Origin of the sequence: Alcanivorax sp. (assembly GCF_019431375.1) — a bacterium.
In the GTDB taxonomy this organism is placed as follows: Bacteria; Pseudomonadota; Gammaproteobacteria; order Pseudomonadales; family Alcanivoracaceae; genus Alcanivorax; species Alcanivorax jadensis_A.
This window is the reverse complement of the sequence record NZ_CP080267.1, coordinates 1,744,918-1,770,434: the sequence shown is the minus strand read 5'-3', so window position 1 is coordinate 1,770,434 and position 25,517 is coordinate 1,744,918. Positions and strand designations below refer to the sequence as shown.

23 protein-coding genes and 1 tRNA gene are annotated in these 25,517 nt (G+C 57.7%); 10 read left to right on the top strand and 14 right to left on the bottom strand.

Translation table 11 applies throughout. The features are described from left to right. The first annotated feature begins 7 nt into the window (after nt 1-7). The 5 genes from KZ772_RS08245 to KZ772_RS08225 are packed head-to-tail and all read left to right on the top strand — an operon-like array spanning nt 8 to nt 5,337. Nucleotides 8-1,195, top strand: a complete 1,188-nt coding sequence (locus tag KZ772_RS08245) for an AAA family ATPase (protein ID WP_290539314.1) — start codon at nt 8-10, stop codon at nt 1,193-1,195. Between the two features lie 14 nt (nt 1,196-1,209). Further along, nucleotides 1,210-2,511, top strand: coding sequence for a CpaF family protein (locus KZ772_RS08240; protein WP_290539313.1), 1,302 nt, complete (start codon nt 1,210-1,212; stop codon nt 2,509-2,511). Between the two features lie 9 nt (nt 2,512-2,520). Continuing rightward, nucleotides 2,521-3,510: a type II secretion system F family protein gene (locus KZ772_RS08235; RefSeq protein WP_290539312.1), complete on the top strand. Its 990-nt coding sequence runs from the start codon at nt 2,521-2,523 to the stop codon at nt 3,508-3,510. Between the two features lie 15 nt (nt 3,511-3,525). After that, nucleotides 3,526-4,479, top strand: coding sequence for a type II secretion system F family protein (locus tag KZ772_RS08230; RefSeq protein WP_290539311.1), 954 nt, complete (start codon nt 3,526-3,528; stop codon nt 4,477-4,479). 12 nt (nt 4,480-4,491) lie between these two features. Further along, nucleotides 4,492-5,337, top strand: coding sequence for a tetratricopeptide repeat protein (locus tag KZ772_RS08225; protein WP_290539310.1), 846 nt, complete (start codon nt 4,492-4,494; stop codon nt 5,335-5,337). Nucleotides 5,338-5,447: 110 nt separating this feature from the next. Here the strand turns inward: KZ772_RS08225 and KZ772_RS08220 are convergent, their stop codons facing one another. After that, on the bottom strand, nt 5,448-6,140 hold the full coding sequence (locus KZ772_RS08220; RefSeq protein ID WP_290539309.1) for a 4'-phosphopantetheinyl transferase superfamily protein: 693 nt from the start codon (nt 6,138-6,140) through the stop codon (nt 5,448-5,450). A 148-nt stretch (nt 6,141-6,288) separates the two neighbouring features. Between KZ772_RS08220 and KZ772_RS08215 the strand changes: the two genes are divergently transcribed. Further along, the gene (locus KZ772_RS08215) at nt 6,289-7,221 is read left to right on the top strand and encodes a DUF808 domain-containing protein (RefSeq protein WP_290539308.1); all 933 of its coding nucleotides are present in this window, start codon (nt 6,289-6,291) and stop codon (nt 7,219-7,221) included. A gap of 359 nt (nt 7,222-7,580) precedes the next feature. Here KZ772_RS08215 and KZ772_RS08210 read toward each other — a convergent pair. The 5 genes from KZ772_RS08210 to rpsU form a co-directional block, all read right to left on the bottom strand. Continuing rightward, nucleotides 7,581-7,657: transfer RNA gene (locus KZ772_RS08210), tRNA-Ile, on the bottom strand. A gap of 67 nt (nt 7,658-7,724) precedes the next feature. Further along, on the bottom strand, nt 7,725-9,626 hold the full coding sequence (gene rpoD / locus KZ772_RS08205; RefSeq protein ID WP_290539307.1) for an RNA polymerase sigma factor RpoD: 1,902 nt from the start codon (nt 9,624-9,626) through the stop codon (nt 7,725-7,727). 184 nt (nt 9,627-9,810) lie between these two features. After that, entirely contained in the window at nt 9,811-11,721 is a 1,911-nt protein-coding gene (dnaG, locus tag KZ772_RS08200) for a DNA primase (RefSeq protein ID WP_290539306.1), read from the bottom strand. A gap of 170 nt (nt 11,722-11,891) precedes the next feature. Further along, complete coding sequence (locus KZ772_RS08195; RefSeq protein WP_290539305.1) at nt 11,892-12,338, bottom strand: GatB/YqeY domain-containing protein; 447 nt, start codon at nt 12,336-12,338, stop codon at nt 11,892-11,894. Between the two features lie 14 nt (nt 12,339-12,352). Beyond that, nucleotides 12,353-12,568 (bottom strand): 30S ribosomal protein S21, encoded by a 216-nt coding sequence (rpsU, locus tag KZ772_RS08190; RefSeq protein WP_007148705.1) that lies wholly within the window; start codon nt 12,566-12,568, stop codon nt 12,353-12,355. Between the two features lie 160 nt (nt 12,569-12,728). Here rpsU and tsaD point away from each other — a divergent pair, with 160 nt between their 5' ends. Beyond that, nucleotides 12,729-13,766: a tRNA (adenosine(37)-N6)-threonylcarbamoyltransferase complex transferase subunit TsaD gene (tsaD, locus tag KZ772_RS08185; RefSeq protein ID WP_290539459.1), complete on the top strand. Its 1,038-nt coding sequence runs from the start codon at nt 12,729-12,731 to the stop codon at nt 13,764-13,766. 188 nt (nt 13,767-13,954) lie between these two features. Here tsaD and plsY read toward each other — a convergent pair whose 3' ends face one another. Next, entirely contained in the window at nt 13,955-14,545 is a 591-nt protein-coding gene (gene plsY / locus KZ772_RS08180; protein WP_290539304.1) for a glycerol-3-phosphate 1-O-acyltransferase PlsY, read from the bottom strand. 201 nt (nt 14,546-14,746) lie between these two features. Here plsY and folB point away from each other — a divergent pair, with 201 nt between their 5' ends. Both folB and folK read left to right on the top strand, forming a co-directional pair. Continuing rightward, complete coding sequence (gene folB, locus KZ772_RS08175; RefSeq protein WP_290511560.1) at nt 14,747-15,109, top strand: dihydroneopterin aldolase; 363 nt, start codon at nt 14,747-14,749, stop codon at nt 15,107-15,109. Then, nucleotides 15,102-15,608 (top strand): 2-amino-4-hydroxy-6-hydroxymethyldihydropteridine diphosphokinase, encoded by a 507-nt coding sequence (gene folK, locus KZ772_RS08170; RefSeq protein WP_290539303.1) that lies wholly within the window; start codon nt 15,102-15,104, stop codon nt 15,606-15,608. Before folB ends, folK begins: the two co-directional genes overlap by 8 nt. Before the next feature lie 122 nt (nt 15,609-15,730). Here the strand turns inward: folK and KZ772_RS08165 are convergent, their stop codons facing one another. The 4 genes from KZ772_RS08165 to KZ772_RS08150 are packed head-to-tail and all read right to left on the bottom strand — an operon-like array spanning nt 15,731 to nt 19,062. Beyond that, the gene (locus tag KZ772_RS08165) at nt 15,731-16,675 is read right to left on the bottom strand and encodes a DUF4124 domain-containing protein (protein ID WP_290539302.1); all 945 of its coding nucleotides are present in this window, start codon (nt 16,673-16,675) and stop codon (nt 15,731-15,733) included. After that, nucleotides 16,648-17,073 (bottom strand): DUF4124 domain-containing protein, encoded by a 426-nt coding sequence (locus KZ772_RS08160; protein WP_290539301.1) that lies wholly within the window; start codon nt 17,071-17,073, stop codon nt 16,648-16,650. Before KZ772_RS08160 ends, KZ772_RS08165 begins: the two co-directional genes overlap by 28 nt. A 23-nt stretch (nt 17,074-17,096) precedes the next feature. Beyond that, nucleotides 17,097-17,834 carry a pteridine reductase gene (locus tag KZ772_RS08155; RefSeq protein ID WP_290539300.1) on the bottom strand — a complete coding sequence of 246 codons (738 nt, stop codon included), beginning with the start codon at nt 17,832-17,834 and terminating at the stop codon, nt 17,097-17,099. Further along, complete coding sequence (locus KZ772_RS08150) at nt 17,827-19,062, bottom strand: multifunctional CCA addition/repair protein (protein ID WP_290539299.1); 1,236 nt, start codon at nt 19,060-19,062, stop codon at nt 17,827-17,829. Before KZ772_RS08150 ends, KZ772_RS08155 begins: the two co-directional genes overlap by 8 nt. Nucleotides 19,063-19,443: 381 nt before the next feature. Between KZ772_RS08150 and KZ772_RS08145 the strand changes: the two genes are divergently transcribed. Beyond that, on the top strand, nt 19,444-20,361 hold the full coding sequence (locus KZ772_RS08145; protein WP_290539298.1) for a DMT family transporter: 918 nt from the start codon (nt 19,444-19,446) through the stop codon (nt 20,359-20,361). A 110-nt stretch (nt 20,362-20,471) separates the two neighbouring features. Here the strand turns inward: KZ772_RS08145 and KZ772_RS08140 are convergent, their stop codons facing one another. The 3 genes from KZ772_RS08140 to KZ772_RS08130 form a co-directional block, all read right to left on the bottom strand. Continuing rightward, complete coding sequence (locus tag KZ772_RS08140) at nt 20,472-21,992, bottom strand: SpoVR family protein (RefSeq protein ID WP_290539297.1); 1,521 nt, start codon at nt 21,990-21,992, stop codon at nt 20,472-20,474. Further along, a complete protein-coding gene (locus KZ772_RS08135) occupies nt 21,989-23,272 on the bottom strand; it encodes a YeaH/YhbH family protein (protein WP_290539296.1) in 1,284 nt (427 codons plus the stop codon). Before KZ772_RS08135 ends, KZ772_RS08140 begins: the two co-directional genes overlap by 4 nt. 101 nt (nt 23,273-23,373) lie before the next feature. Beyond that, a complete protein-coding gene (locus KZ772_RS08130; RefSeq protein WP_290539295.1) occupies nt 23,374-25,296 on the bottom strand; it encodes a PrkA family serine protein kinase in 1,923 nt (640 codons plus the stop codon). Nucleotides 25,297-25,517: the final 221 nt, after the last annotated feature.

Below are 25,517 nucleotides of genomic sequence, written 5' to 3'. Positions count from 1 at the left end.
AACAAGGATGAGTACAGGTTTGGTCATCGGATTGATATACCGCAATGAGACGACAAAAGCCCAGTTTGGAAAGATAGTGACAGGGCTTAAAGCCGGTTTTGTCGCATTGCCATTCACTCTCAACGGTAGCTTGGTGAGCAAGGTGCGAGAGGCGGGCTGTCATGCTCTCATTGTCGAGGGTAATGACGAAAACGAGCAGGACTCGTCACTTGTTGAAGCTCTGATCACTGAGTTGAATGATATTCCTGTGTATGCGGCATTCCGAGAGCCAGGGGTAGATATCATTCGTCGCCTTATGCGGGTTGGCGCCAGGGATGTGATTCCTGTTCCTCCTGCCGAAGATGATCTAAAGAGAGAGTTATCCAGGCTGCAAGCTGGTATTAGCCAGAATGGCGATAGCAGAAAAGGCAAGATTATTTCCATCATCAACAGCAAGTCAGGCAGTGGTGCTACCACTATCGCTGTCAATATGGCCTGTGACATCGCCGCCATGGATGAGGAACTGAAAGTGGCATTGATCGATCTGGATGTTCAGTTCGGTTGTGTCTCTTTATACCTGGATGTGAAATGGCAGGCTAATGTCATGGATGCGCTCGGTCAGGCATCCAGGCTCGACAAGACCATGTTGAGCGCCATGATGAGCCACCATGATTCAGGCCTCTATGCCTTGCCTGCGCCAACAAAAATTACCCGCCTCGACAGAATAAGTACTGCTGATGTCAAAAAGTTCCTGGAAGTCATCCGTCAAACCTTCGATGTGGTGATTCTGGATCTTCCAAAAGCCATTAACGACTGGAATGAAGAGATACTAAAAGCCAGCGACGATATCTATGTGGTGATACAGCGCAGCCTGGCGATATTGCGCGATGCCCGTCTTCTGCTGTCCTATTTTCATAGTGTGGGCATTGAGGATGACAAGGTGACCATTGTGGACAACCGTTACCGATCCAAACATTCCGCGGTTACCGACAAGCAGATTTTTGACACTCTGAAGATTGAAAGAATGATCCGTGTTGCCAATGACTACGATGCGGTCATGGGTTCTCAGGACCACGGCATGCCGTTGAGTAAGCACGCTAAACATAGCCGTATCAGTAAAGACATGCACCAGATTTCTGAAAAGATACTGGAAGAGCTTACCGGTGAAAAAAGAGAGCAAGCTGGCCTGTTGGGGCGGCTTATCCGGCGGCATTGAGAAAGGAGTTCATCATGTTTGCCAGTGAAAGAGGGATCGATGAAATGGACTTCAGTGCAGTGCAGAAAAAAGTGCACTCACTGTTGATGGAGCGCCTGGATCTTCGTCAGATGGAAAGGATGGAAGATAAGCTGGTGAGGCAGCAGATACGCCAGTCCTTGCGTGACCTGATTGACGATAATGGTTTTGTGCTTAATGAGCATGAACAGAGCGTATTGATAGAAAATGTGGAAAACGAAGTGCTGGGAATGGGGCCGCTGGAGCCGCTTCTTCGTGATCCGTCCATTTCTGACATCCTGATTAATACCGCAGATACCTGCTATATCGAACGTCACGGGGTGTTGGAGAAGGTCAATATCCGTTTTCAGAATAATGACCACTTGATGCGCATCATCCAGAAGATTGCCGGTGCGGTCGGGCGTCGGGTGGATGAATCCAGCCCCATGGTGGATGCTCGCCTTATGGATGGTTCGCGAGTCAATGCCATTATCCCCCCGCTGGCTGTGGATGGCCCTCTGCTGTCTATTCGTAAATTTGCGGTGGATCCTCTAACGGTCACCGATTTGATGAATTTCCGCTCCATTACCCAGCCTATCGCCGATTTCCTGAAAGCGGCAGTGAAGGCAAGAACCAATATCCTGATTTCCGGTGGTACCGGCTCCGGGAAAACCACGCTGCTCAATGTGGTATCCGGGTTTATTCCTGCCAATGAACGGATTCTCACCATTGAGGATTCTGCTGAACTGCAGCTTCAGCAACCTCATGTGGGCAGGCTGGAAACCCGCCCTCCCAATATCGAGGGGAAAGGGGCAGTGGTTGCCCGCGACCTGGTAAGAAATGCGTTGAGAATGCGCCCGGATCGTATTGTGGTAGGTGAAGTCCGCGGTGAGGAAGCGTTGGATATGTTGCAGGCCATGAACACGGGCCATGACGGTTCGCTGTCCACCATCCACGCCAATTCTGCCCGTGATGGTATCTCCCGGTTGGAGCACATGATCGGGATGGCTGGGGTTTCCATATCACCCAATGTCATCCGCCAGCAGATTGCTGCTGCACTGGATCTAATTGTACAGACCGAGCGGCTTTCGGATGGTCGCCGAGCGGTGATCAGTGTCCAGGAGATTACCGGCATGGAGCAAAACGTGGTGAACATGCAGGAAATCTTCCAATTCAAGCGATTGGGTGTGGACGAAAACGGAAAGGTTCTGGGCGAGTTCCGGGCCAGCGGTATCCGGCCGATGATGATGCAGCGGATCAAGGAGCGCGGTATTCCGCTGGATGAGGGCATCTTCGATCCTGAGCGTGTCTACGAGTAGGGGGCGGCCATGATTATCAATGAAATCACCATCATCATATCGGTTATTGCTTTTCTGGCCGTGGTGGGGCTGATTGAAGGCTTCTACCTGCTTTATCGTTCCATGAATGTGGAACGCACCCAGGCGGTGAGCAAGCGGCTTCGTAATCTTTCGGCTTCCGGGCTCAGTAATGAAGAAGCGCTGTCCCTGTTACGGCGAAGAACTTTCAGTGAAGTGCCTGCGCTCAACAGGATTCTGGCCATGTTTCCCCGTTCTCATTCCCTCGACAGAATGCTGGTGCAATCCGGTGTAGAGCTTACCGTATCACGGTATCTGCTGATCCAGTTTTCGCTGTTTGTGCTGAGTTTCCTGATCCTGTGGCTATTACTCAAGGTGTTCTGGTTTCTGGCGCTGCCGATTGCCACGCTGTTGGGGTTCTATGTGCCCTATGCCTATGTGAAGGCAAAGAAGCGGGAGCGTGCAAAGCAAATTTCGGACCAGTTGCCGGATGCCATGGATTTTCTTGCCCGTAGTATGCGAGCGGGCAACCCGTTTTCAGCGGCTATCAGACAGGCGAGCATGGAAATGGCCGAGCCGATTGCATCGGAATTCGCCACTACCTTTGATGAATTGAACTTTGGTATGGATCTGGAAGATGCCTTGCGTCATCTTGCCCAGCGTAGCAGTAGTGAGGAAATGCGTTATTTCATTACCGCGGTGCTGATACAGAAAACCACTGGCGGCAATCTGGCGGAAGTGCTGAATCGCTTGTCTGCGGTAATGCGCTCCCGGGCACGAACTTTTCGGGAAATTCGTGTGTTGGCAGCAGAAATGAAGTTTTCAGCCAACATCCTTATTGCTTTGCCGTTTGTGGTGGCCGGAGCCCTGCTGCTGTTGAATCCCGCGTATCTCTACACCTTGGTGGAAACCACCATGGGCTACATGGTGATCGGTGCTCAACTGGCCCTCATGGTAATGGGGTATATCGTCATTCACCGAATGATTAACTTCAGGGTTTAATCAAGGGGGGGCGTCATGTTGGAAGGAATTAGCCTGTCAGTCCTGATAATGGGGACATTGTTTCTGTTGACGGTGATCATTGTCGCGTCAGTGGGCAACTGGCTGTTCAGTGGCAATGCCACCTTTGACCGGCGTCTACGTGAAATTCAGGGGCTTGCTCCTGGCGATAAAAGGAAAGATCAGCCCACGGAAGAAGGTGCCTTCACGGTTAAATGGTTACAGCCAATGGCCCGCCTGGTAGTACCGGATGACAAGTGGAAGCAGTCCCGGATCCGTGCTCGTCTGGTGCGCGCCGGCTACCGTAGCCCTCAGGCGATGAGCATCTACTATACGGCCAAATTTTTTCTGGCTGTGCTGTTGCCGGTTCTCAGCATCTCCCCCTTGTTGATGTATCCCACCCTGGTGACCCAGCGGCATTGGGCTGTGGTGGCGCTGGTGGTGTCCGCCTTGATCGGTTTTTTCATTCCCAATCTGGTGCTGCGCCACAAGGAAGAAGCAAGACGCCAGCATCTGGCAGAGGTCTTCCCGGATGTGCTTGATCTTTTGGTGGTCTGTGTGGAAGCCGGTCTCAGCCTGGATGCCGCCATCAAGCGGGTAGGTGATGAATTCCATTTTGCCTCCCGGGACATGAGTGACGAACTGCTGCTGGTGACACTGGAAATCCGTGCTGGCAAGCCACGCAATGAAGCCCTCAAGTCCCTGGCCGAGCGTACTGATCTTGAGGAGATGCAGGCGCTGGTATCCATTCTGATTCAGGCTGAACATTTTGGTACCAGCATTGCGGATGCGTTGCGGGAACATGCGGATGAAATGCGGGATATCCGTATTCAGACCGCCCGTGAAAAAGCTGCCAAGTTGCCGGTAAAAATGGCAATACCGATTTTGCTATTCATCTTTCCCGCCCTGTTCCTGGTGATTCTTGGCCCGGCGGCTATCCACATCTACACCGGTTTTATTGACCGCATGTGACGGGGGCTGACCATGAAAGTATTAATGATGATTCTGTTGGCAGGCTGGCTGAGTGCCTGCGCTACCTCATCCAGTCTGGATGACCAGGCTGATGAGATTCTCAGCCCGGATGAACAGTTCGAGCAGGGAGAGTCCGCCCGGGCCAAAGGGGATTTCTCCGAAGCACTGGCCAATTATTTGCCACTGACAGAACGAGAGGATGACTGGGCAATACGTGGCAAGCTTGCCATTGCCCGGTTGAGCCTGGACAGCGGCCGAAGTGAGCCGGCGCTCAAGGCCTATGAGCTGATCCTCAAGGAGGCGCCGACCCTGGTAGAAGCCCAGGAGGGAAGAGGGCTTGCGTTGTTGGCGCGGGGAGACTGGGAGAATGCTCGTCGTCAGTTGCAAATTGCCTATCGCAATGATCCGCTACGCTGGCGCACCCTTAATGGGCTGGGTATAGCCGATGACATGATCGGTTCCTACCAGTCCGCCGCTCGCTGGTATGGATTGGCGCTTGAGGCTGGCGGTGACCGGCCCATGGTGATTAACAATGCCGGCTATTCCCTGATCATGGCGGGCCAGTACCGCGAAGCGGAACAGTTGCTGCAGCGGGCCGTAGCACGTTACCCCCGAGAACAACGCATGAGCCATAATCTGGCCATTGCCCAGGCCCGGCAAGGGCATTATGAGCGAGCAGTGGCAACCTGGCAGCGCTCTCAGGATCGGGCGGTAGCGCTCAGCAATGCCGGCTATGTGGCGTTGCTGAATGATGATCGGGAGCGGGCCCGTACTCTGTTTGAACAGGCCAATGATGCCTCCACCAGCCATCGCCCCATAATTGCGGCCAACCTGGCCAGTGTTGCTGAAGAGCGGTAGTCAACGGTTCTTTCCTGCGGGGCGCCATATTGCGCGCCGCAGGCCCCTTCTGGCCCCTGGTCGGGCAATATTCGTTAAAGCCGCCGGATGTGTCTGAAAACCAATGCCCGCTACCGCGGCAAGGCAATCCAGCTGAGTACGCCCTGTTGGCGTTCTCGCCAGCGAAAGGGTACCTCGGTGCCGTGCTTCCATTGCTCTGTCAGCGTTGTCAGCAAGGTGAGTGAGCGCTGGTTGCGGCGGGCAGCATCATGAAAGTAAAAGCGCTTGCCGGTCAGGGGATAGAGTGCCTTGAACAGGCTTTCCTTTGCGGAGAAGATCAGGGTGATCCTGTTGGCCCGTTGTATCGGGGTGAGGCCTTTCAGGTTTTCCCTTTCCTCGCTGGTCAGCAATTCACGACACAGCCGATCCGCCCGTTCTGCGGTTAGCCATTGCTCCGTATCCAGGCCCACCGCCAGCCAGTGCCGGGCATCCGCCACCATCACCTCAGCGGTGCCCTTGCTGTGAGTAATGCTGCCCACGGTGCCAGGGGGCCAAATGGGGGCTCTGTCGGCACCCATGCCCGGTATCCCGTCGACGCCCAGCATGCGCAGCGCTTCTCTGGCACACCAGCGGCCGGCCAGGTATTCGGTTTTGCGTTTATCGACCGATGACGTTAATGAGGCGGGCAAAGGAATATCGGCCAGCAGAAAACTGTCATCGAGCAGCTTTTCGATCTGATAGTGACAGCCAACACGGACCAGACCATCGGCAATTTCCTCGCGATGGATATTGGATAGGCATTGTGGGCGTTGATATTCCGGCATGGTTTATGGGCTGTCGATGGCTTTGCTGCACTATACCAAACTCGCGGCATAAAGAGGGGGCGGGTTCGCGGTGCGTTGGGCGGTCAGTACCGGTAGACTCGGTGCGGTATCTGCACGCAGATGTATAGATTATTCAAAGGAGAGACTCATGGCCGGAACCAGCTTGCTGGCATTGCTCGATGATATTGCCACCATTCTCGATGATGTATCGGTAATGACCAAGGTGGCAGCAAAGAAAACCGCCGGTGTGCTGGGGGATGATCTGGCGCTGAATGCGCAACAGGTGTCCGGTGTGAAGGCAGACCGCGAGCTTCCTGTGGTCTGGGCGGTAGCCAAGGGGTCTTTCGTCAACAAACTGATTCTGGTGCCGGCCGCGTTGCTGATCAGTGTGTTTCTGCCCTGGCTGATTACGCCGCTGCTGATGGTGGGGGGCGCTTACCTCTGTTATGAAGGCTGTGAAAAACTGCTTCACAAGTTCCTGCATGGCGATGAGAAAGAGGTAGAGCACCAGCAGCGCCTGCAGGCGGTCAGCGATGAAAATGTGGATCTGGTGGCCTTCGAAAAAACCAAGATCAAGGGGGCGATCCGTACGGACTTTATTCTCTCGGCAGAAATCATCGTGATTTCCCTGGGCGCGGTGCAAAGCGCCACTTTTGGGGTCCAGGTGGCTGCTATCTGCGCCATTGCCGTGTTGATGACAGTGGGCGTGTACTCGTTGGTAGCGGGTATTGTGAAGCTGGACGATGCGGGTCAGCACCTGATGCAGACGCCTGCGGACAGCACCGCTGCAGGGGCCCGTATTGCCTTCGGGCAAGTTATTCTGACGGTGGCGCCGTGGTTGATGAAGACCCTATCCGTGGTCGGCACCGCCGCCATGTTCCTGGTGGGTGGTGGGATTCTGGTTCACGGTATCCCCGGTTCCCATGACTGGATTCATCATCTGCAGGAAATGGTGGCAGCGGTCTCGTGGCTGGTGCCGTTGCTGATCAATCTGGTGGGCGGGATTATTGCCGGGGCGCTGGTGTTGTTGGTGGTCACCGGTGTGTCGAAATTCCGGGGCGGAGAAGCCTCCGCCCACTGAATCCAACGGATGTGATCTGCTGTCACTGCCTGTGCTTATACGCAGGCGGTGACGCCATCCGGACATCACTGCTACAGCAGGCGCTCATTGGCTTTGGCCAGTTTCAGGGCCTTGATTTTCTGGCCTTGCTCAAGAGCCTCTTCCCGCTTCCTCAGCACCTCGGTTTTGCCTTGGCATTTCAGCTCATGCTTGATGGCACCCCAGGATGTCAGCGATTTTTTGCCGTCCCCGGTGCCTCCGAGTGCTCCTTGAGCGAAAACCTTTCTGCATGGAAAAGCGGATCCATGGGGAGCGCGAGGCTGCCATAAAGCGGCCGCCGTTAAGCATGGTCAGGTAGATGTGGGGAATAACAAGGAAATTGGTGGGCCCACCAGGACTTGAACCTGGGACCAATCGATTATGAGTCGACTGCTCTAACCAGCTGAGCTATAGGCCCGGAAAAACGGAAGGACAATAAAATGCCGGCCGCCGATTATTCGGGGGCCGGCAATTTTTTTCAAGTGTTACAGGTCGCCGTCCAGGAAGCTGCGCAGGTGTTCGCTGCGACTGGGGTGGCGCAGCTTGCGCAGCGCCTTGGCTTCTATCTGACGGATACGCTCACGGGTCACGTCGAACTGCTTGCCCACTTCCTCGAGGGTGTGGTCAGTGTTCATGTCGATACCGAAGCGCATGCGCAGTACCTTGGCTTCCCGGGCGGTCAGGTTAGCCAGTACTTCACGGGTGGCTTCTTCCAGGCCCAGAGAGGTGGCGGAATCCACCGGGGACTCCATGTTGCCGTCCTCGATAAAGTCGCCCAGGCTGGAATCTTCATCGTCACCGATGGGGGTTTCCATGGAGATCGGCTCTTTGGCGATCTTCAGTACCTTGCGGACCTTGTCTTCCGGCATTTCCAGGCGCACGCCCAGTTCTTCCGGGGTCGGTTCACGGCCCATTTCCTGCAGCATTTGGCGCTGTACCCGGTTGATCTTGTTGATCGTCTCTATCATGTGCACCGGAATCCGGATGGTGCGTGCCTGGTCGGCGATAGAGCGGGTAATGGCCTGACGAATCCACCAGGTGGCGTAGGTAGAGAACTTGTAACCGCGACGGTACTCGAACTTGTCCACGGCTTTCATCAGACCGATGTTGCCTTCCTGGATCAGATCGAGGAACTGCAGGCCGCGGTTGGTGTATTTCTTGGCGATGGAAATTACCAGACGCAGGTTGGCTTCCACCATTTCCTTCTTGGCGCGGCGAGCCTTGGCTTCGCCGATGGAAATGCGACGGTTGATTTCCTTGATGTCAGCCACCGGCAGACCAATGATTTCCTCGACGGTGGTGATCTTGCGCTGAGCGCGCTGAATGTCTTCCTTTACTTCGCTCAGCTTGTCGGCAATGGTCTTGCCTTTCTTGGTTTTCAGCTGCTGATCGACCCAGTCCATGTTGGTTTCGTTGCCGGGGAACAGCTTGATGAAATCCTTGCGGTCCATGCCGCCACGGCGAATGGCGGAAGACATGATCTGACGCTCGAACTTACGAACCAGGTCCAGATTGTTGCGGGCGCCGACCAGCATTTCGTCATAGATGCGCGGCACCAGCTTGAACAGAGTGAAGTGCTCGGCCAGGGCTTCCATGGCTTTGGCGGTGCTGGCATGGTCACGACCGTTGCGCTTGAGGGCGCGCTCGGCTTTCTCGTGCAGTTTCTTCAGCTCGGCAAAACGCTCTGCCGCCAGTACCGGATCCAGACCGCCTTCATCTTCATCATCATCGTCGTCGCTGTCTTTTTTGTCAGCGTCGTCGTCATCGTCGTTTTCTTTCGCTTTTTCTTTCGCTTCAGCGGCTTTCTTGGCCTTTTCTGCGAAAGTCGGTTCCTTGTTGGCATTGGTGGCGGCGGCGCCGTCATCATTGGGGTCCAGGTAACCGGCGATGATATCGGTGAGCTTGCGCTCTTCGTTTTCCACGCGGGCGTATTCGTCGATCAGCATGTCAACGGCGCCGGGCCAGAAGGCCAGGGCGTGCAGGACTTCCCGGGTGCCTTCCTCGATGCGCTTGGCGATCTCGATTTCGCCTTCACGGGTCAGCAGTTCCACCGTGCCCATTTCGCGCATGTACATGCGCACCGGGTCGGTGGTGCGGCCGGGCTCGCTCTCTACGGAGGCGAGAACAGCGGCAGCTTCTTCGGCGGCAACTTCGTCGGTGCTGTCGGCACTTTCCTCGATCATCAGCTGATCGGCATCGGCGGCTTTTTCCACCACGGTGATGCCCATGTCGTTGATCATCTGAATGATGTCTTCCACCTGGTCGGTGTCGGTAATGGACTCCGGCAAGTGGTCATTCACTTCGGCGTAGGTCAGGTAACCCTGTTCCTTGCCGAGCGCGATCAACTGCTTCAGCTGGGATTGTTGCTGCTGCTTTTGAGTCGTCATGCAATAAAGCCCGTAACGTCGTGCTAGCTTGCCGTGGCTGACTAGCGGATTGTGGCGTGGGAAAACGGCGTATTATACCGGTATATGGGGATTTCGGCCAGTAATTGCAAGACTACGGGCCTATGGGTGGCGAATTGTTTTCCGTATTACTTCTCTATAAAAATCATTGGGTTACAGGTTTTTTCTAGTTGAAGGGCTGGCGGGCATGCTGGCGGGCTTCGGCGAGTGCCCGGTGGAGTTCCTGCCAATGGGCGGTATCCGGGATGCCGGCCTGCTCCATTTCGTGGAGGGCGGCCTCCAGGCGAGAGACTTCCAATTGGGAGAGGGCATCTTGCCAAAGACGGGTGGCCATTTCTTTCTGCATGGGCGGCTTGAGGCTGGCCTTTAGCAGACGGGACAGGGTTTCTCCCTGTTCCAGTGCCATCAGCGCGCCGAGCAGGGCGGCGGGGCTGTGGTTCTGGCGGCACAGGCCTGCCACCTGTATCAGCAGATCAATGTGGGGCATGGGCAATAGCTCCACGCCATCGGGCAGTGGCTGTTCGCTCACCAGATCCGGGTAATCCAGCAGCACCAGTACCAGTCTTTCCGCCAGGGTCATCGGGCCCTTGCGGCTGCCGTCCTGGTGGCGGGTTGGGCGGTTGTTGGCGCGTGACGGGTAGCTGTTACTGTCCGCCGGGTAGAAATCGTCCGGTGGCGGCATGGAGTCGCCATAATCCATGGGCATGAAGTCATCATGGGATTCCGGTTCAGGCTCGGGCCGGGGGCGCGGGGCTGGGGCGGTCTCCGGTTTGGGGGCCGGCTTCAGTTGTGTCAGCGATTCCTTGTCCAGTCGGGTCAGCTGCGACAGTTCCTGGGTGAGCAGTGCCCGATAGACCGGCCCGGCGGGTTTGTCCAGATAGGGCAGGGCGAGCCGGGCCAGCCGGGCGCGGCCGTCCACGGTGGTCAGGTCCAGCCCTTCGGACAGGTGCCGGAACAGGTAGGTGGAGAGGGCGTCGGCCTTGTCAGTGAGCGCTCGCAACGCTTCCGGGCCTTGCTGGCGGACCAGGGTGTCCGGGTCTTCGCCGTCGGGCAGGAACAGGAAGCGTACCTGCTTGCCGTCGTCCAGCGCTGGCAGCAGGGATTCCAGGGCTCGCCAGGCGGCGCGCACCCCGGCCTTGTCACCGTCGAAACAGAGCACCACTTCGTTGACCTGGCGAAACAGCTTGCGGGCGTGATCTTCCGTGGTGGCGGTGCCCAGGGTGGCAACCACATTGGGCACCCCGTGCTGGGCCAGGGCGATTACGTCCATGTAGCCTTCCACCACGTAGAGTCGGTCGCTGCGATCGCGGCTCTGGCGCCATTCCCACAGGCCATAGAGCTCCTGGCCCTTGTGGAAGACCGGGGTTTCCGGGCTGTTCAGGTATTTGGGTTTTCCGTCGCCGAGCACGCGGCCACCAAAGCCGATAGTGCGGCCGCGGGTGTCGCGGATCGGGAATATGATGCGATCGCGAAATTTGTCATAGGTGCGTCCGGTATCGTCCCGGCGTACCAGCAGGCCTGCGGTAAGGGCCTGCTCAAGACCCGCTTCAGTCAGCGACAGTCCGCCGATCAGGTTATCGTAACCGGGCGGGGCAAAGCCGATGCCGAAGCGCTTGGCGATTTCCCCGCTGAGTCCCCGACCTTTCAGATAGGTGACCGCTTTCTGCCGCTCCGGCGCCTGGCGCAATTGCTGACAGTAGAATTTCTCTGCCCGGCTGAGCAGGTCGTACAGCGACTGCAGGCGGTCTTTCTTCTGTCGGTCGGCGGGGGTCTCCGGACGGCTTTCCGGCACTTCCATGCCGGCACGACCGGCAAGCTGCTTCACCGCTTCCGGGAAGCTCTGATGTTCGTATTCCATCAGAAAGCCCACAGCATTGCCGGAGGCGCCGCAGCCGAAGCAGTAGTAGAACTGCTTATCCGGGGCCACGGTGAACGACGGGGTCTTTTCCTGGTGGAAGGGGCAGCAGGCGCTGTAGTTGCGGCCGGTCTTTTTCAGGGGCACGCGGGAATCAATCAGCTCCACCAGGTCGGTGCGAGCCAACAGATCCTGTATGAAATTTTCCGGAATGCGTGCCATGGGTCTGATTTTGCCAGAATGGGGAATTATTCAAACAGAAACCGCGGAGTGGCGGTAGCCGCGTGTTGGAGTCGGGGCTGGTGGAAAGCCGGACAGAAGACGAAAAATCAGGCGCAGCGTCAGTGGCTGGGCCTTTGATTCGGGGTGTTCTGTATTATCGGTGGTAAAAATCAGTTCAGCTTGGCGCGAACCTTGCCACTGGCGGCGCCCATGTCGGCACGGCCCTGTAATTGTGGCTTGAGGATGCCCATTACCTTGCCCATGTCCTGCATGCCTGTGGCACCGGTTTGGGAGATGGCATCGTCAATCAGAGCGTCGATTTCGTCGTCGCTCAGCTGGGCGGGGAGAAACTCCTGGAGTACCAGGATTTCCGCTTCTTCGGTTTCCGCCAGTTCCGGGCGGCCCGCGTCGCGGTATTGGGTAGCAGAATCCTTGCGCTGCTTGATCAGCTTGTCGAGCAACGCCAGTACACGGGCATCATCGGGCTCGATGCGCTCGTCCACTTCGATTTGCTTGATCGCTGACAGCGCCATACGAAAAACGCCAAGACGTGCCTTTTCTTTGGCACGCATGGCGTCCTTCATGGCTGCAGTGAGCTGCTCTTTGAGCGCACTCATCAGACGTCTATACCTTAGTAGAGACGTTTGCGTGCGAGTTGCTCACGCTGCAGTTTCTTAAGGTGACGCTTGACGGCTGCGGCACGCTTACGCTTACGCTCTTGAGTGGGCTTCTCGTACTGTTCGCGACGACGCACTTCAGAGAGAATGCCCGCTTTCTCACAGCCACGCTTGAAACGGCGCAGGGCCACATCAAACGGTTCGCCTTCTTTCACCTTCACCTGAGGCATGAAGAATCACCTTCCTAAAAGTCTTTGGGTTATATGGATTCGCCGCGGGCTCAGGTGGTCCCGGGTGCGGCGAGGGCGGGGATTCTACCTGAGTCAGGAAGAAATGCAAATCCGGGCGTCTGGCGCTATCATGGCGCCCGTATTTCAAGGGGTGAGCATCATGCGTGTATTGGGTATCGAATCAAGCTGTGACGAGACCGGGGTGGCTATTTATGACACCGATGCCGGTCTGCTGGGGCAGGCCCTGTACAGCCAGGTAGAGATGCACGCCCGCTTTGGTGGCGTGGTGCCGGAGTTGGCCAGCCGTGACCATGTGCAGCGGGTGCTGCCACTGGTAAAACAGGTGATGGCGGAAGCAGGCACCACCCCGGATCAGCTCGATGGCATCGCCTATACCGCCGGGCCCGGCCTTGCCGGGGCCTTGCTGGTGGGGGCCGGCGTGGCCCGGTCACTGGCCTTTGGCTGGGGCATTCCCGCCGTGGAGGTGCACCACATGGAAGGCCACCTGCTGGCGCCGCTGCTGGAACCGGATGCGCCAGCCTTTCCCTTTGTGGCGCTGCTGGTCAGTGGCGGCCACACCCTGTTACTGGAAGCCCGCTCCCTGGGTGACTACGCCATTCTCGGCGAATCCGTGGATGATGCTGCTGGTGAAGCCTTCGACAAGGCGGCCAAGATGATGGGGCTGGGCTATCCCGGCGGCCCGCGTATCGCCGCGCTGGCGGAAAAAGGAACGCCGGGCCGGTTCCGCTTCCCCCGGCCCATGACCGATCGCCCAGGTCTGGATATGAGCTTTTCCGGCCTGAAGACCTTCACCCTCAACACCATCAACGATCTGGGTGGCAAGGAGGCTCTCAGCGAGCAGGACCAGGCAGATATCGCCCTGGCGTTCGAAGAGGCAGCGGTGGATACCCTGGTGATCAAGTGTCGCCGGGCGGTGGAGCAGACCGGCGACAAGCGGCTGGTGATGGCTGGCGGGGTCAGCGCCAATCGTGCCTTGCGTGCCAAGCTGGCAGAGCAGATGAAAAAGCGGGGTGTGCAGGTGTTCTACCCCGCCCCCCAGTACTGCACCGACAACGGCGCCATGATCGCCTTTGCCGGTGCCCTGCGCCTGCAGGCGGGGGAAAGTGCGGCGTTACCCATCAAGGTGCGACCGCGCTGGCCGTTGACGGAATTGGAGAAGCTGCAAGTTGAAAGTTGAAAGTTGCAAGGCGCGAGCCAATTTTGGTGCTATTCGGCAACTCCTGAGCCGCGCCGCCTGGCCTTTAAAGAAACGAGCACAAAGATACGAAGGGATCATTTTTCTTCCCCAGAGGCGCGGCGACACCGGTTAACGGTTGGCTGCTGCCTCGATCCGCGCCTTGTAACTTTCAACTTGAAACTTGTTACTCAGTCCTTCTTCCTGAACCCCAACTCTTCCCCGCGCAGCAATTTTTGCAGGTTGCTGCGGTGGCGCAGGATCATTACCAGGGACAGGGCCAGCATGGGCCAGAAGGCCTGGGGCAGCCAGGCGAAGATGCAGGCGGGGGCGACCACGAAGGCGCTTAACGAGGCCAGGGAAGAAATGCGGGTGAGGGCGAAGACCAGCAGCCAGACGGCCCCCGCCACCAGGCCGCTGGGCCAGTGCAAGGCAAACAACAAGCCGAAGGCCGTGGCCACACCCTTGCCGCCCTGGAAGTGGAAGAACACCGGAAACAGATGGCCGAGAAAGGCAAAGGTGCCTACTAGCGCGGCCACGAAGGGGCCCATGTCCAGATAGCGGGCCAGCACCACCGGGATCACCCCTTTCAGCACGTCGCCCAGCAATGTCAGCGCCGCGGCCGGTTTGCCGCCGATACGCAGCACATTGGTGGCGCCGGGGTTGTTGGAGCCCTCGGTGCGCGGGTCTGGATAGCCGAACAGTCGGCACACCAGAATGGCACTGGAAATGGAGCCCATCAGATAGCCGGCCACGCACAATGGCAGCAGCCAAAACCACACATCCTGTAATGTCCCTGCTTGCACCGGCTATAATCTCCCTTCACATCGCCGGGGTGGCGACTTCTGCATGCTTGGCAGGCATTTATTGTACACATGGCGACACGCCGGCCTGCGTTGCAAGCGTAACATCTGATTACCCAAAGTGGGATTCATGCAGATGGAAAGTCGCTTTCCCGTGAAACCTGCGCCAAGAGGGCCAGTATGGACATTGTTTATATCAATGATTTGAAAGTGGATACCGTTATCGGGATTTTCGACTGGGAGCGGCGTATTCGCCAGACTGTCAGCCTGGATCTGGAAATGGCGGCGGATATCCGCAAGGGTGCGGCGTCGGATCACATCGACGACGCACTGGACTACAAGGCTATTGGTAAACGTGTGATTGCGTTTATCGAAGGGAGTGAATTCCAGCTGGTGGAAACCCTGGCGGAAAATGTGGCCCAGCTGGTAATTGGCGAATTCAATGTGCCCTGGCTGAAGCTGCGGCTGAGCAAACCGGGCGCCCTGCGCGGATCCCGCGATGTGGGCGTGATCATCGAACGGGGTGAGAAACCCAATGGGTAATACGGAACAAACCGCCCGGGTGTACCTGAGCCTGGGCTCCAATATCGACCGGGAACACAATATTCGTTCCGGCCTTCAGGCACTGGCCGCCGCCTTTGGTAAGTTGGCGGTAAGCCCGGTGTACGAAAGTGAGGCGGTGGGTTTTTCCGGTGACGCTTTCTACAACCTGGTGGTGGGAATCGACACAACCCTGTCTGTGGGTGAGCTTGCTGCAGCTCTGCGCGATATCGAGAAAGACCATGGCCGGGTGCGCGGGGAAAAGAAATTCTCCAGTCGGACCCTGGATATCGACATCCTCACCTATAACGATCTCACCGGAGAGATCGACGGTGTGCAATTACCCCGTGATGAAATTCTCAAGCATGCCTTTGTTCTCAGGCCCCTGGTGGACCTGGCCCCCGATGCGATTCACCCGGAAATCGGCAAGCCCTACCGGCAGTTGCTGGAAGAAGCAGATTTTGCCGGGCAGGCATTGTGGGTGGTGGCGTTCGAGGCATAGCTCCTACAGCGGCTTTGTAGCCGGTTTTATAGGGCGCCGAACCTGTGTTCGCGGGCGGGGCGGGGATTGTTTTATTGAATCTTTCCGCGTTGCAGCTTGTGGCTTGAAGCTTGCCGCTGTTTTCAATACCAATGCGGCGCCATGTCGCTCTGCGCCCAGCGGAAAAAATCATATTCCAGTCGTGTCAGCCCGCCCGGGTAGATCTCACCGATTCTTTTCAGCGTGGGCCGGCTGTCGGTTTTTTCCAGTTCCTGAAGCAGCGTGCGCAGGGTGCTGCGGCCCACGGGTTTGGACATCAGAAAAGCAGTGGTGGCCCAGGCGACGGTGTAGGGAATGGCGTCCAGTTCGTGGGCCATGCGTCGCCACTGGGTGTCATCCAGGGACAGGTACTGTCGCAGGGTAATCAGCCTGCCCTCGTCCATCCATTGACGGATGCGTGTCTGGGCATCCGGCAGGGCGCTGACTTTCAGGCGACCATCAGGTTGCACTTTGAGAGTCTGGAAATACTGGGCCAGGCCTTCATGCAGCCAGACCGGGGACGCCGGGGATAACTGGTAGAGGAGCACGTGGCTGCTTTCGTGGAGAACCGTCTGGGCCACGTCCTGATCGTTTCCCCAGCGCCAGACGGCGACTTCATTGCTGGAAGGGATAAAAACGCCGGCATAATTGGCGTTGCTGGAGCCGATACGATCGACCATCCATTGACGGAAATCCGCCTGCTGCTCGAACAGATACAGGTTCACTTGAGCGGTGCCATGCAGGTCCAGCCCAAAGTCATTGCGGTAACGTCGGTAGATGTTGCGGATCGCCCCGAGGGTGCGGTCATGGAGCCCGTCGGGCAGGGTGAAGTCCTGGCGCAGCACGGTAATTTCCAGTTCCTGCATGACAGGAGAGGTTTTTGGGGTGACCTTTTCGCTATCCACCTGTTCCGGTGGACGATCCCCAAAGTGCAGCTTGCCGTTCTTGTCACGCCACTGAAAAATATCCCCGTGGGCCGCCAGAGATGACGTCAGCGCGGTGAGCCAGAGGGCGGCCCGGATCAGGGCGAACAGTTTTTTTGCATCCATTGGCGAACTTCGTCCTGGTCGGCTCTTACCCTGTCCATGGTGGGGTGAGTGATATTGCCTTCATCATCGCGATAGACAAAACGGCCCTGCAGTCGTTTCAGTCTTGCCCTGGCATCCCGGCATTTTCTGGCCTGGGTATCCTGTTCTTTTTTCACCCTGGCCGCCTGCTCTTGCCGCCGGGTTTCTTCACTCTCGCGTAGTCGCAGGGCGCGCTGGTTGATTTCCCGGACACGCTCGCCCTGGCCAAGCTTGGGCGGCGCCTTGAGATCAATTTTTTCGTGCTGATCCTGTGGCGGCTGATCACCAAAATGCCAGTTGCCCCTGGCATCCTGCCAGCGATACACCTCGGCACTGGCAAGCATCGGTAGCAATGCCAGTAGTGCAATGATTCCCTTCATGGTTACCCCAAAATATCCTCTGCTCAACTGCCCTGTAAGGTGAGTGATCGTCCCCCGTCCACCGCCAGTATCTGGCCGGTGATGAAGGGAGCTTGTGTCCCCAGCCACCATACGGTGCCGGCAATGTCTTGTGGTGTGCCACAGCGTTTCAGAGCGGTGGCATCCTGGATTTCCTGCTGGTTCATCTGCCCGGCCTCGGGCCACAGGATAGGACCCGGCGAGACGCCATTGACGCGAATGTCCGGGCCCAGCTCCCGGGCCAGGCTGCGGGTCATCATTGCCAGCCCGGCCTTGGCCATGCAATACAGGGTATGGTTTTGCAGGGGTTTTTCCGCGTAGACATCCACAATATTGATAATGCTGCCCTGTTGCTGGCGCAGGGCGTCGGCCAGTTTCTGGCTGAGGATAAAGGGGGCGCGCAGGTTGCTGTGAAGCAGCCTGTCCCAGTCGGCATCATCGGCCTGATCAACGGGGGTCGGGTAAAAGCTGGAGGCGTTGTTCACCAGCAGGTCCATGCGACCGAAGCTGGCCAGGGCATCTGCGGCCAGCTGGCGTACCTGATCGGGTTGATCCAGGTCTGCCTGTAGCAGGACGGCGCTGTCCGGCCTTTTTGCGTTCAGGCTGTCGGCCAGTGCCCGGGCATCGTCGACACTGTTGCGGTAGTGAATGATCACTCGAAAGCCGTTGCTGTGCAGGGTGCGGACAATGTCTGCGCCGATGCGACGGGCGCTGCCGGTGATCAGGGCGACGGGATCAACCATGGTTTTCAAACCCTTTCTTGTATTCGGAGATTGCATGAATGCGGGCCTTTTCAATGGCCTCGCCCAGTGCTGGCCCTTCGATGCCGCTCTGACGGAGTGCCGCCACATCAATATCCCTGGCGGCCTGCGCGGCGCCGCGCAGGTAATCCGCCTGTGGGTAGGGGCGATCTTCCAGTCCGGTGCGGCCGCGGGCGTCCGCTTCACAGGCGAGCAGGAATTCCTCCAGCCGTTCCGGCCGGCGAATCAGATCCAGCGTTTTCAGCAGCTTCCAGACCGTGGCCGGCTTCAGCTCCAGGGCCCGGTGGCAGTGGGTATGGTATTCCGCTACCAGGGCCGCCAAGGTGGCCGCGTCCTTGGGGACTCGCCAGCGTTTTGACACGGTTTTTGCCAGCCGGGCGCTACGGATTTCGTGGGCGATATGCCGGGGCCATTCTTCTTCGGGCGTCTTGCCCTTTCCGAGATCATGGCAGAGCACGGCGTAACGGGCCGTCAACGGCAGATTCAGCTGGCTGGCCTGTTCCAGGCACAGCCATTGATGCACCAGGGTGTCCACTTCCGGGTGATGTTTTTCAGGCTGTGGTACGCCGTCCAGAGCGGCCAGTTCCGGTAACAGCACTTTCAGGGCGCCACAGGCATGCAATACCTGGAAGAAGACCTGCGGGTCTCGTTCCATCAATGCCCGGCTGGTTTCCTTCCAGACCCGTTCCGCCACCAGATAATCCAGCTCGCCGCTGTCAGCCAGCTGCCGCATCAGCGCCAGGGTGTCATCGGCAACCCGAAAACCCAGCCAGTGATAGCGGGCGGCAAAGCGCGCCACCCGCAGTACCCGCAGGGGGTCTTCCGCGAAGGCGGGGGACACATGGCGAAGCAGGCGGGCTTTCAGGTCGATGCGACCGTTGAAGGGATCAATCACCTGGCCGTCTTCCGCCTTGGCCATAGCGTTGATGGTCAGGTCGCGGCGCACCAGATCATCTTCCAGGCTCACATCCGGGGCCGCATGGAAGGTGAAGCCGCCATAGCCGTGGCCGGACTTGCGTTCGGTGCGGGCAAGGGCATATTCCTCCTGGGTCTTCGGGTGCAGAAACACCGGAAAATCCTGCCCCACCGGGCGGAAGCCTTTGGCCTGCATGTCATCGGGGGTGGCCCCCACGACAACCCAGTCCTTTTCTGTCACCGGCAGCCCCAGTAACGCATCCCGCACGGCACCACCGACCAGATAAATTTTCATCTTGTGCGCTCTCGTTATCTTGGACAGAATGGTCGCATGCTTTCTATCGTACTGAAACTACACATGCTGGTCGCAGACCGCTGTGCACGCAAATGGCGTGCGCAGGGACCGCGGCTGTGTGACTGATAGTTTCAGTTCTGCAAAAAGGCCGCAGCGTCCCAGACCTGCGGCCTTTTTTTGTGTTTTTGGAAAGGTGGCAGGTCGTTAACCAGCTACGAGCTTCTAGCTTAGAGCTGCTACACGGGAGAGCCTTCTCTGTTGTTTAGCGCAGAGGCCGCGCACGAAAGTTTGTGCGCGGCTTCATGGACTGAATTCAGGACAGGTTTAAACCGCGTAGTAGCTCGCAGCTAGAAGCTCGTAGCTAACGAATAGGAGAACGACATGCCAACCCTGGCAGCATATTTGATCGTGGTGGCGGTGTGGGCGACTACGCCGCTGGGGATTAAATGGAGTGGTGAGGCCATGGCGCCGCTGGCGGCAGCCGGTGTGCGTATGGCGATTGCTGCGCTGCTGGGTCTGTTGTGGCTGTGCTGGAAGCGTCAGCGCCTGCCTCTGTATGGTCGTGCTGTGCTCAGTTATACCGTTGCACTGCCGGGGATTTTCGGTGCCATGGCGTGCAGCTATATGGCCGCTACCCATCTTCCCTCCGGGCTGATCTCGGTAATTTTCGGGCTGGCGCCGTTGATCTCCGGCTTGATGATGCAATGCCTGCCGGGCGGTGTGCGGCTGAATGGCTGGCACTGGAGTGCCTGTCTGTTGGGGCTGTTCGGGCTGGCGCTGGTCTTCGATGAAAACCTGACCGGGTTGCTTGGTGGTGCGGCGCTGGGTGAGCGTGGCACCGGACTGCTGTGGATGCTGTCCGCGGTGACTCTGTTTGCCGGCGGCGGCATTGCCGTGCAGCGGGTGGGGGCCGGTCTGCAACCCATGCAGCAGACCGTGGGTGGCCTGTTGTTGTCACTGCCCTGTTACGGGCTGGCCATGGTCATTGCCGGGCAGAGTTTTGCGTTTAGCGGGGATGTGCGCGGATTGGCGGCGATTGTCTATCTGGCGGTGTTCGGTTCCCTGTTGGGCTTCTATTGCTACTTTCAGATTCTGTCGCGGCTGTCCGCCGCCACGGTGGCGCTGGTGACTCTGATTACACCGGTGCTGGCGCTGGCACTGGGTAATCTGCTCAATGGCGAGAGCCTGGGGGGCATGGTGCTGATTGGCGCGGCGGTAATTGTGCTGGCTCTGTCCCTGTTTGTGTTGGGGGATCATCAGGTGCGGCGGCAGATCAAGCAGTTTCAAGTGGAAAGTTGAAAGTGGCAACGTGGTCCAGGGTTCTTGCCAACCGGGAAGGGCCTGGCTGCGTTCAGCATCGGTATTCGCGATGCTGTTGCATCGCGAGAAGGTTTCGAGAACGGTTGGTGCTACGAGGAAGATGCAGATGCGGGCTCCGGCGGCATGCTGTGGCGGCTGACTACGCTGCCGTTTTCCACGCTTTCCAGGTGCACATCGAATTGCCATAACCGGTGCAGGTGGCGCAGGACTTCCCGGGCGCTGTCATCATCCAGGGGGCGGCCGCTGCTGCGTTGGTGGCGCAGGGTCAGGGCGCGGTCGCCATGGACATTGGCGCGTACGATCTGGATGTTGGGCTCCTGGATACTCAGGTTGTACTGCTCGGCCAGGGCGTCCCGGACCTTGCGGTAGCCCTGTTCGTTGTGGATGGCGGCCACTTCCACATAATCGTTGCGGTCATCATCGTCGATCTGGAAAAACTTGAAATAGCGGATCATCCGTGGCGACAGGAACTGCTGGATAAAGCTTTCGTCCTTGAAGCTCTCCATGGCGAATTTCACCGTTTCCACCCAGTCGGAGCCGGCAATCTCCGGGAACCATTCCCGGTCCTCGTCATCCGGGTTTTCGCAGATGCGGCGGATATCCTGGAACATGTTGAAGCCCAGCGCATAGGGGTTCATGCCGCTGTAGAACGGAGCAGTGAAGGGCGGCTGGTAGATCACCTGGCTGTGATTCTGCAGGAACTCCAGCATGAAGCCGTCAGTCACCTGGCCCCTGTCATAGAGATCGTTGAGCAGGGTGTAGTGCCACAGGCACGCCCAGCCCTCGTTCATCACCTTGGTCTGACGTTGCGGGTAGAAGTACTGGGCCATCTTGCGCACGATGCGGATGATCTCCCGCTGCCAGGGTTTCAGCAGTGGCGCATTTTTCTCAATAAAATAAAGCAGGTTTTCCTGGGGTTCTGACGGAAAAGATTCGGTTTCTTCGCGGAGTTGGGTCGCCGGCTGCAATTGCGGAAAGGTGCGCCATAACTCGGAGACCTGCTTCTGTAGGGATTCTTCCCGTTCGCGCTGGCGACGCTTTTCCTCCACGGCAGAAATGGGCGAGGGGCGTTTGTAGCGGTCTACCCCGTAATTCATCAGGGCATGACAAGAGTCCAGGGTTTCCTCTACGGCAGTGACCCCGTGGCGCATTTCGCACTCGGCAATATAGTTCCGCGCGAAAACCAGGTAATCAATGATGGAGGAGGCATCGGTCCAGGTCTTGAACAGGTAATTGTTCTTGAAGAAGGAGTTGTGCCCGTAGCTGGCATGGGCGATCACCAGGGCCTGCATGGCGATACTGTTTTCCTCCATCAGGTAGGCAATGCAGGGGTCGGAATTGATGACGATTTCGTAGGCCAGGCCCATCTGGCCTCGCCGGTAGCGACCCTCCACTTCCACGAATTGTTTGCCGAAAGACCAGTGGTTGTAGCCCACTGGCATGCCCACCGAGGAATAGGCGTCCATCATCTGTTCGGAAGAGATCACCTCGATCTGATTCGGGTAGGTATCCAGCCCGTATTTGTTATGAGCAATATCGGCGATGGCTTCGTCATAGCGGGCCAGCAGCTCGAAATCCCAGTCGGACCCTTCGGAGAGATAGCGGCTCATGCATCCTCCATGCGTTTCTTGAAAAGGTGCCGGAAAACCGGGTAAATCTCGCCGGGTTCATCAATCTGGGCCATGGAAAAGGCAGTCGGATGTTTTTCCATGATGTGTTGATAGTGGTCCCACAGGGCCTGGTGGGCGCGGGGCATGACTTCCACGTAGGTGAAATACTGCAGCTTGGGCAGCAGCTCCTCCTCGATCAGTTTGGCGCAGGCCGGAGAGTCGTCATTCCAGTTGTCACCGTCGGATGCCTGGGCCGCATAGATATTCCATTCGGCCACCGGGTAGCGTTCATTGATGATGTCGCGGGTCAGCTTCAGGGCACTGGAGACAATGGTGCCGCCGGTCTCACGGGAATAGAAGAACTCTTCCTCGTCCACTTCCTTGGCGCTGGTGTGGTGGCGGATAAAGACCACTTCGATCTTTTCGTAATTGCGCTGCAGGAACAGATACAGCAACAGGAAAAAGCGCTTGGCCAGATCCTTCATGTCCTGATTCATGGAGCCGGACACATCCATGATGCAGAACATTACCGCCCGGCTCACCGGCACGGGCACCTTCACATGGTGATTGAAGCGCAGGTCCACGGTATCCAGAAACGGAATACGTTCCAGGCGTCGTTCCAGTTTGGCGATCTGTTCCTCCAGCTCCTGCAGCCGGGCCTGGCGTTGTGGGGACTGATCCTGTTGCAGGAGCGCCTCCCGTTCGGCCTTGAAGTCACGAATACGGCGGCGGGTGGCGGCGGTGAGCGCCCGGCGGCGCATGGACGCCTGGCGCATGGAGCGGACAATATTGATCTTGGCGGGCATGCCCTGGCTGACGATGCCGCCATGTTTGGTCTGGAACGTCTGGGCACCCTCCAGGTGTCGCTTTACCAGGTTGGGCAGCTCCAGATCCTCGAACAGGAAGTTGAGAAATTCCTGTTTGTCGATTTCAAAGGCAAAGGCATCATCGCCTTCGCCCTGATCACTGGCCTGGCCATCGCCACTGCCCTGACCACCTCCGCCCTCCGGGCGCAGGATCCGGTCGCCCTGGTGAAACTCCTTGTTGCCGGGATGAACGATGCTGCGCTGTCCGCCGGGACCATGGTGGAAAATGGGCTCGGAAAGATCCTTGCGGGGAATATTGATGCGCTCGCCCTGTTCCATATCCTGAATGGAACGACGATTCACCGCATCGTTCACCGCTTCGCGAATGTGCTTGCGGTAACGACGCAGAAAGCGCTGGCGATTGACGGTGCTCTTGCGCTTGTCATTCAGGCGGCGATCAATGATGTAGCTCATCAGTTTCTCCCGACTTCACCGACTGCGATGTAGGAGCGCCGCTTGAGGCGCGAATTGCCGCAGCCGGCTCGCGCCTCAAGCGGCGCTCCTACAGCGGTTTTTTACTGCGCTTTGCGAACTCGCAGATACCATTCGGACAGCAGGCGTACCTGCTTTTCCGTGTAGCCGCGGGAGACCATGCGTTGCACGAAGTTGTTGTGCTTGCGCTGGTCGTCTTCGCTGCCCTTGGCATTGAAGGAAATCACTGGCAGCAGGTCCTCGGTGTTGGAGAACATTTTCTTCTCGATCACGTCGCGCAGCTTCTGGTAACTGAGCCAGCTCGGGTTCTTGCCATGGTTGTTGGCGCGGGCGCGCAGTACGAAGTTGACCACCTCGTTGCGGAAGTCCTTGGGATTGGAGATGCCCGCCGGTTTTTCGATTTTTTCCAGATCTTCGTTCAGAGCCTGGCGGTCGAAAATTTCCCCGGTATCCGGATCCCGGAATTCCTGATCCTGAATCCAGAAATCTGCGTAAGTCACATAACGGTCGAAAATGTTCTGGCCGTATTCGGAGTAGGACTCCAGGTAGGCGGTCTGGATTTCCTTGCCGATGAATTCCACATAGCGAGGCACCAGGTATTCCTTGATAAAACGGCGATACTGTTCCTGCCGTTCCAGCGGGAACTGCTCCTGGTCAATGCGCTGTTCCAGCACATGAATCAAATGCACCGGGTTGGCCGCCACTTCGGTGTGGTCGTAGTTGAACACCTTGGACAGGATCTTGAAGGCGAAGCGGGTGGAGAGGCCGTTCATGCCTTCATCGACGCCGGCCATGTCATGGTATTCCTGCATGGACTTGGCGTGGGGATCCACGTCTTTCAGGTTCTCGCCGTCATAGACGCGCATCTTGGAGTAGATGCTGGAATTCTCCGGTTCCTTGAGTCGGGTCAGGGTGGAGAACTGGGCCAGCATGTGCAGGGTATCCGGTGCGCAGTGGGCATCGCGCAGGCTGGAGTTGCGCAGCAGTTTCTCGTAGATCTGCATCTCTTCGGTGACGCGCAGGCAGTAAGGCACCTTGACGATATAGACCCGGTCGATAAAGGCTTCGTTATTCTTGTTGTTCTTGAAGGTATGCCACTCCGCTTCGTTGGAGTGGGCCAGCACAATACCGTCGAACGGGATGGCGCCCATGTGCTCGGTACCGTTGTAGTTGCCTTCCTGGGTGGCCGTCAGCAACGGGTGCAGCACCTTGATCGGTGCCTTGAACATTTCCACGAATTCCAGAATGCCCTGGTTGGCCCGGCACAGGCCACCGGAGAAGGAATAGGCATCCGGGTCGTCCTGGGCGAAGTCTTCCAGTTTGCGAATATCCACCTTGCCCACCAGGGCGGAAATGTCCTGGTTGTTCTCGTCGCCGGGTTCGGTCTTGGCCACGGCCACCTGATCGAGAATGGAGGGGTAGCGTTTCACTACCCGGAACTGGCTGATATCACCGCCAAATTCATGCAGCCGCTTTACCGCCCAGGGGGACATGATGGTACGGATGTAGCGGCGGGGAATGCCGTATTCCTCTTCCAGGATCGGCGCGTCTTCCTCCGGGTCAAAGAGGGACAGGGGCGAGTCGTTAACCGGGGATCCCTTGATGGCATAGAAGGGCACTTTCTGCATCAGGGCCTTGAGCTTTTCCGCCAGGGAAGATTTGCCGCCGCCCACCGGGCCGAGCAGGTAAAGGATCTGTTTCTTTTCTTCCAGGCCCTGGGCCGCATGGCGGAAGTAGCTGACGATGTTTTCGATCACTTCTTCCAGGCCGTAGAACTCGTCGAAGGCAGGGTAGCGACGGATGACCTTGTTGGAGAAGATGCGTGACAGGCGTGGGTCCTTGGCGGTGTCGACCATCTCCGGCTCGCCGATGGCCATCAGCATGCGTTCGGGGGCCGTGGCGTAGGCGCTGGGGTCGCGTTTGCACAGCTCCAGGTATTCTTCCAGCGACATTTCTTCCTGCTGGGTGCTGTCAAACCGGGCCTGGTAGTGGCTGATAATGCTCATGCCTGCTTCCTCCTGGCGGAACCGACAATTGTCACAACAAAACTACATACGGTGCTTTTCCTGATGCATGTCCCTGATGAATGTCCTGATCACTCTTCTCATTAATAAAAAAAGTCGTGTAAATAAAAAATGAAAATGGGCATTTCTCGATGCAGGGCTGACCGTGCAGTCACGTCTTTAGCATGTAGCCAAACGGCAGATGAAGTCAAAGCGGAAGGAAA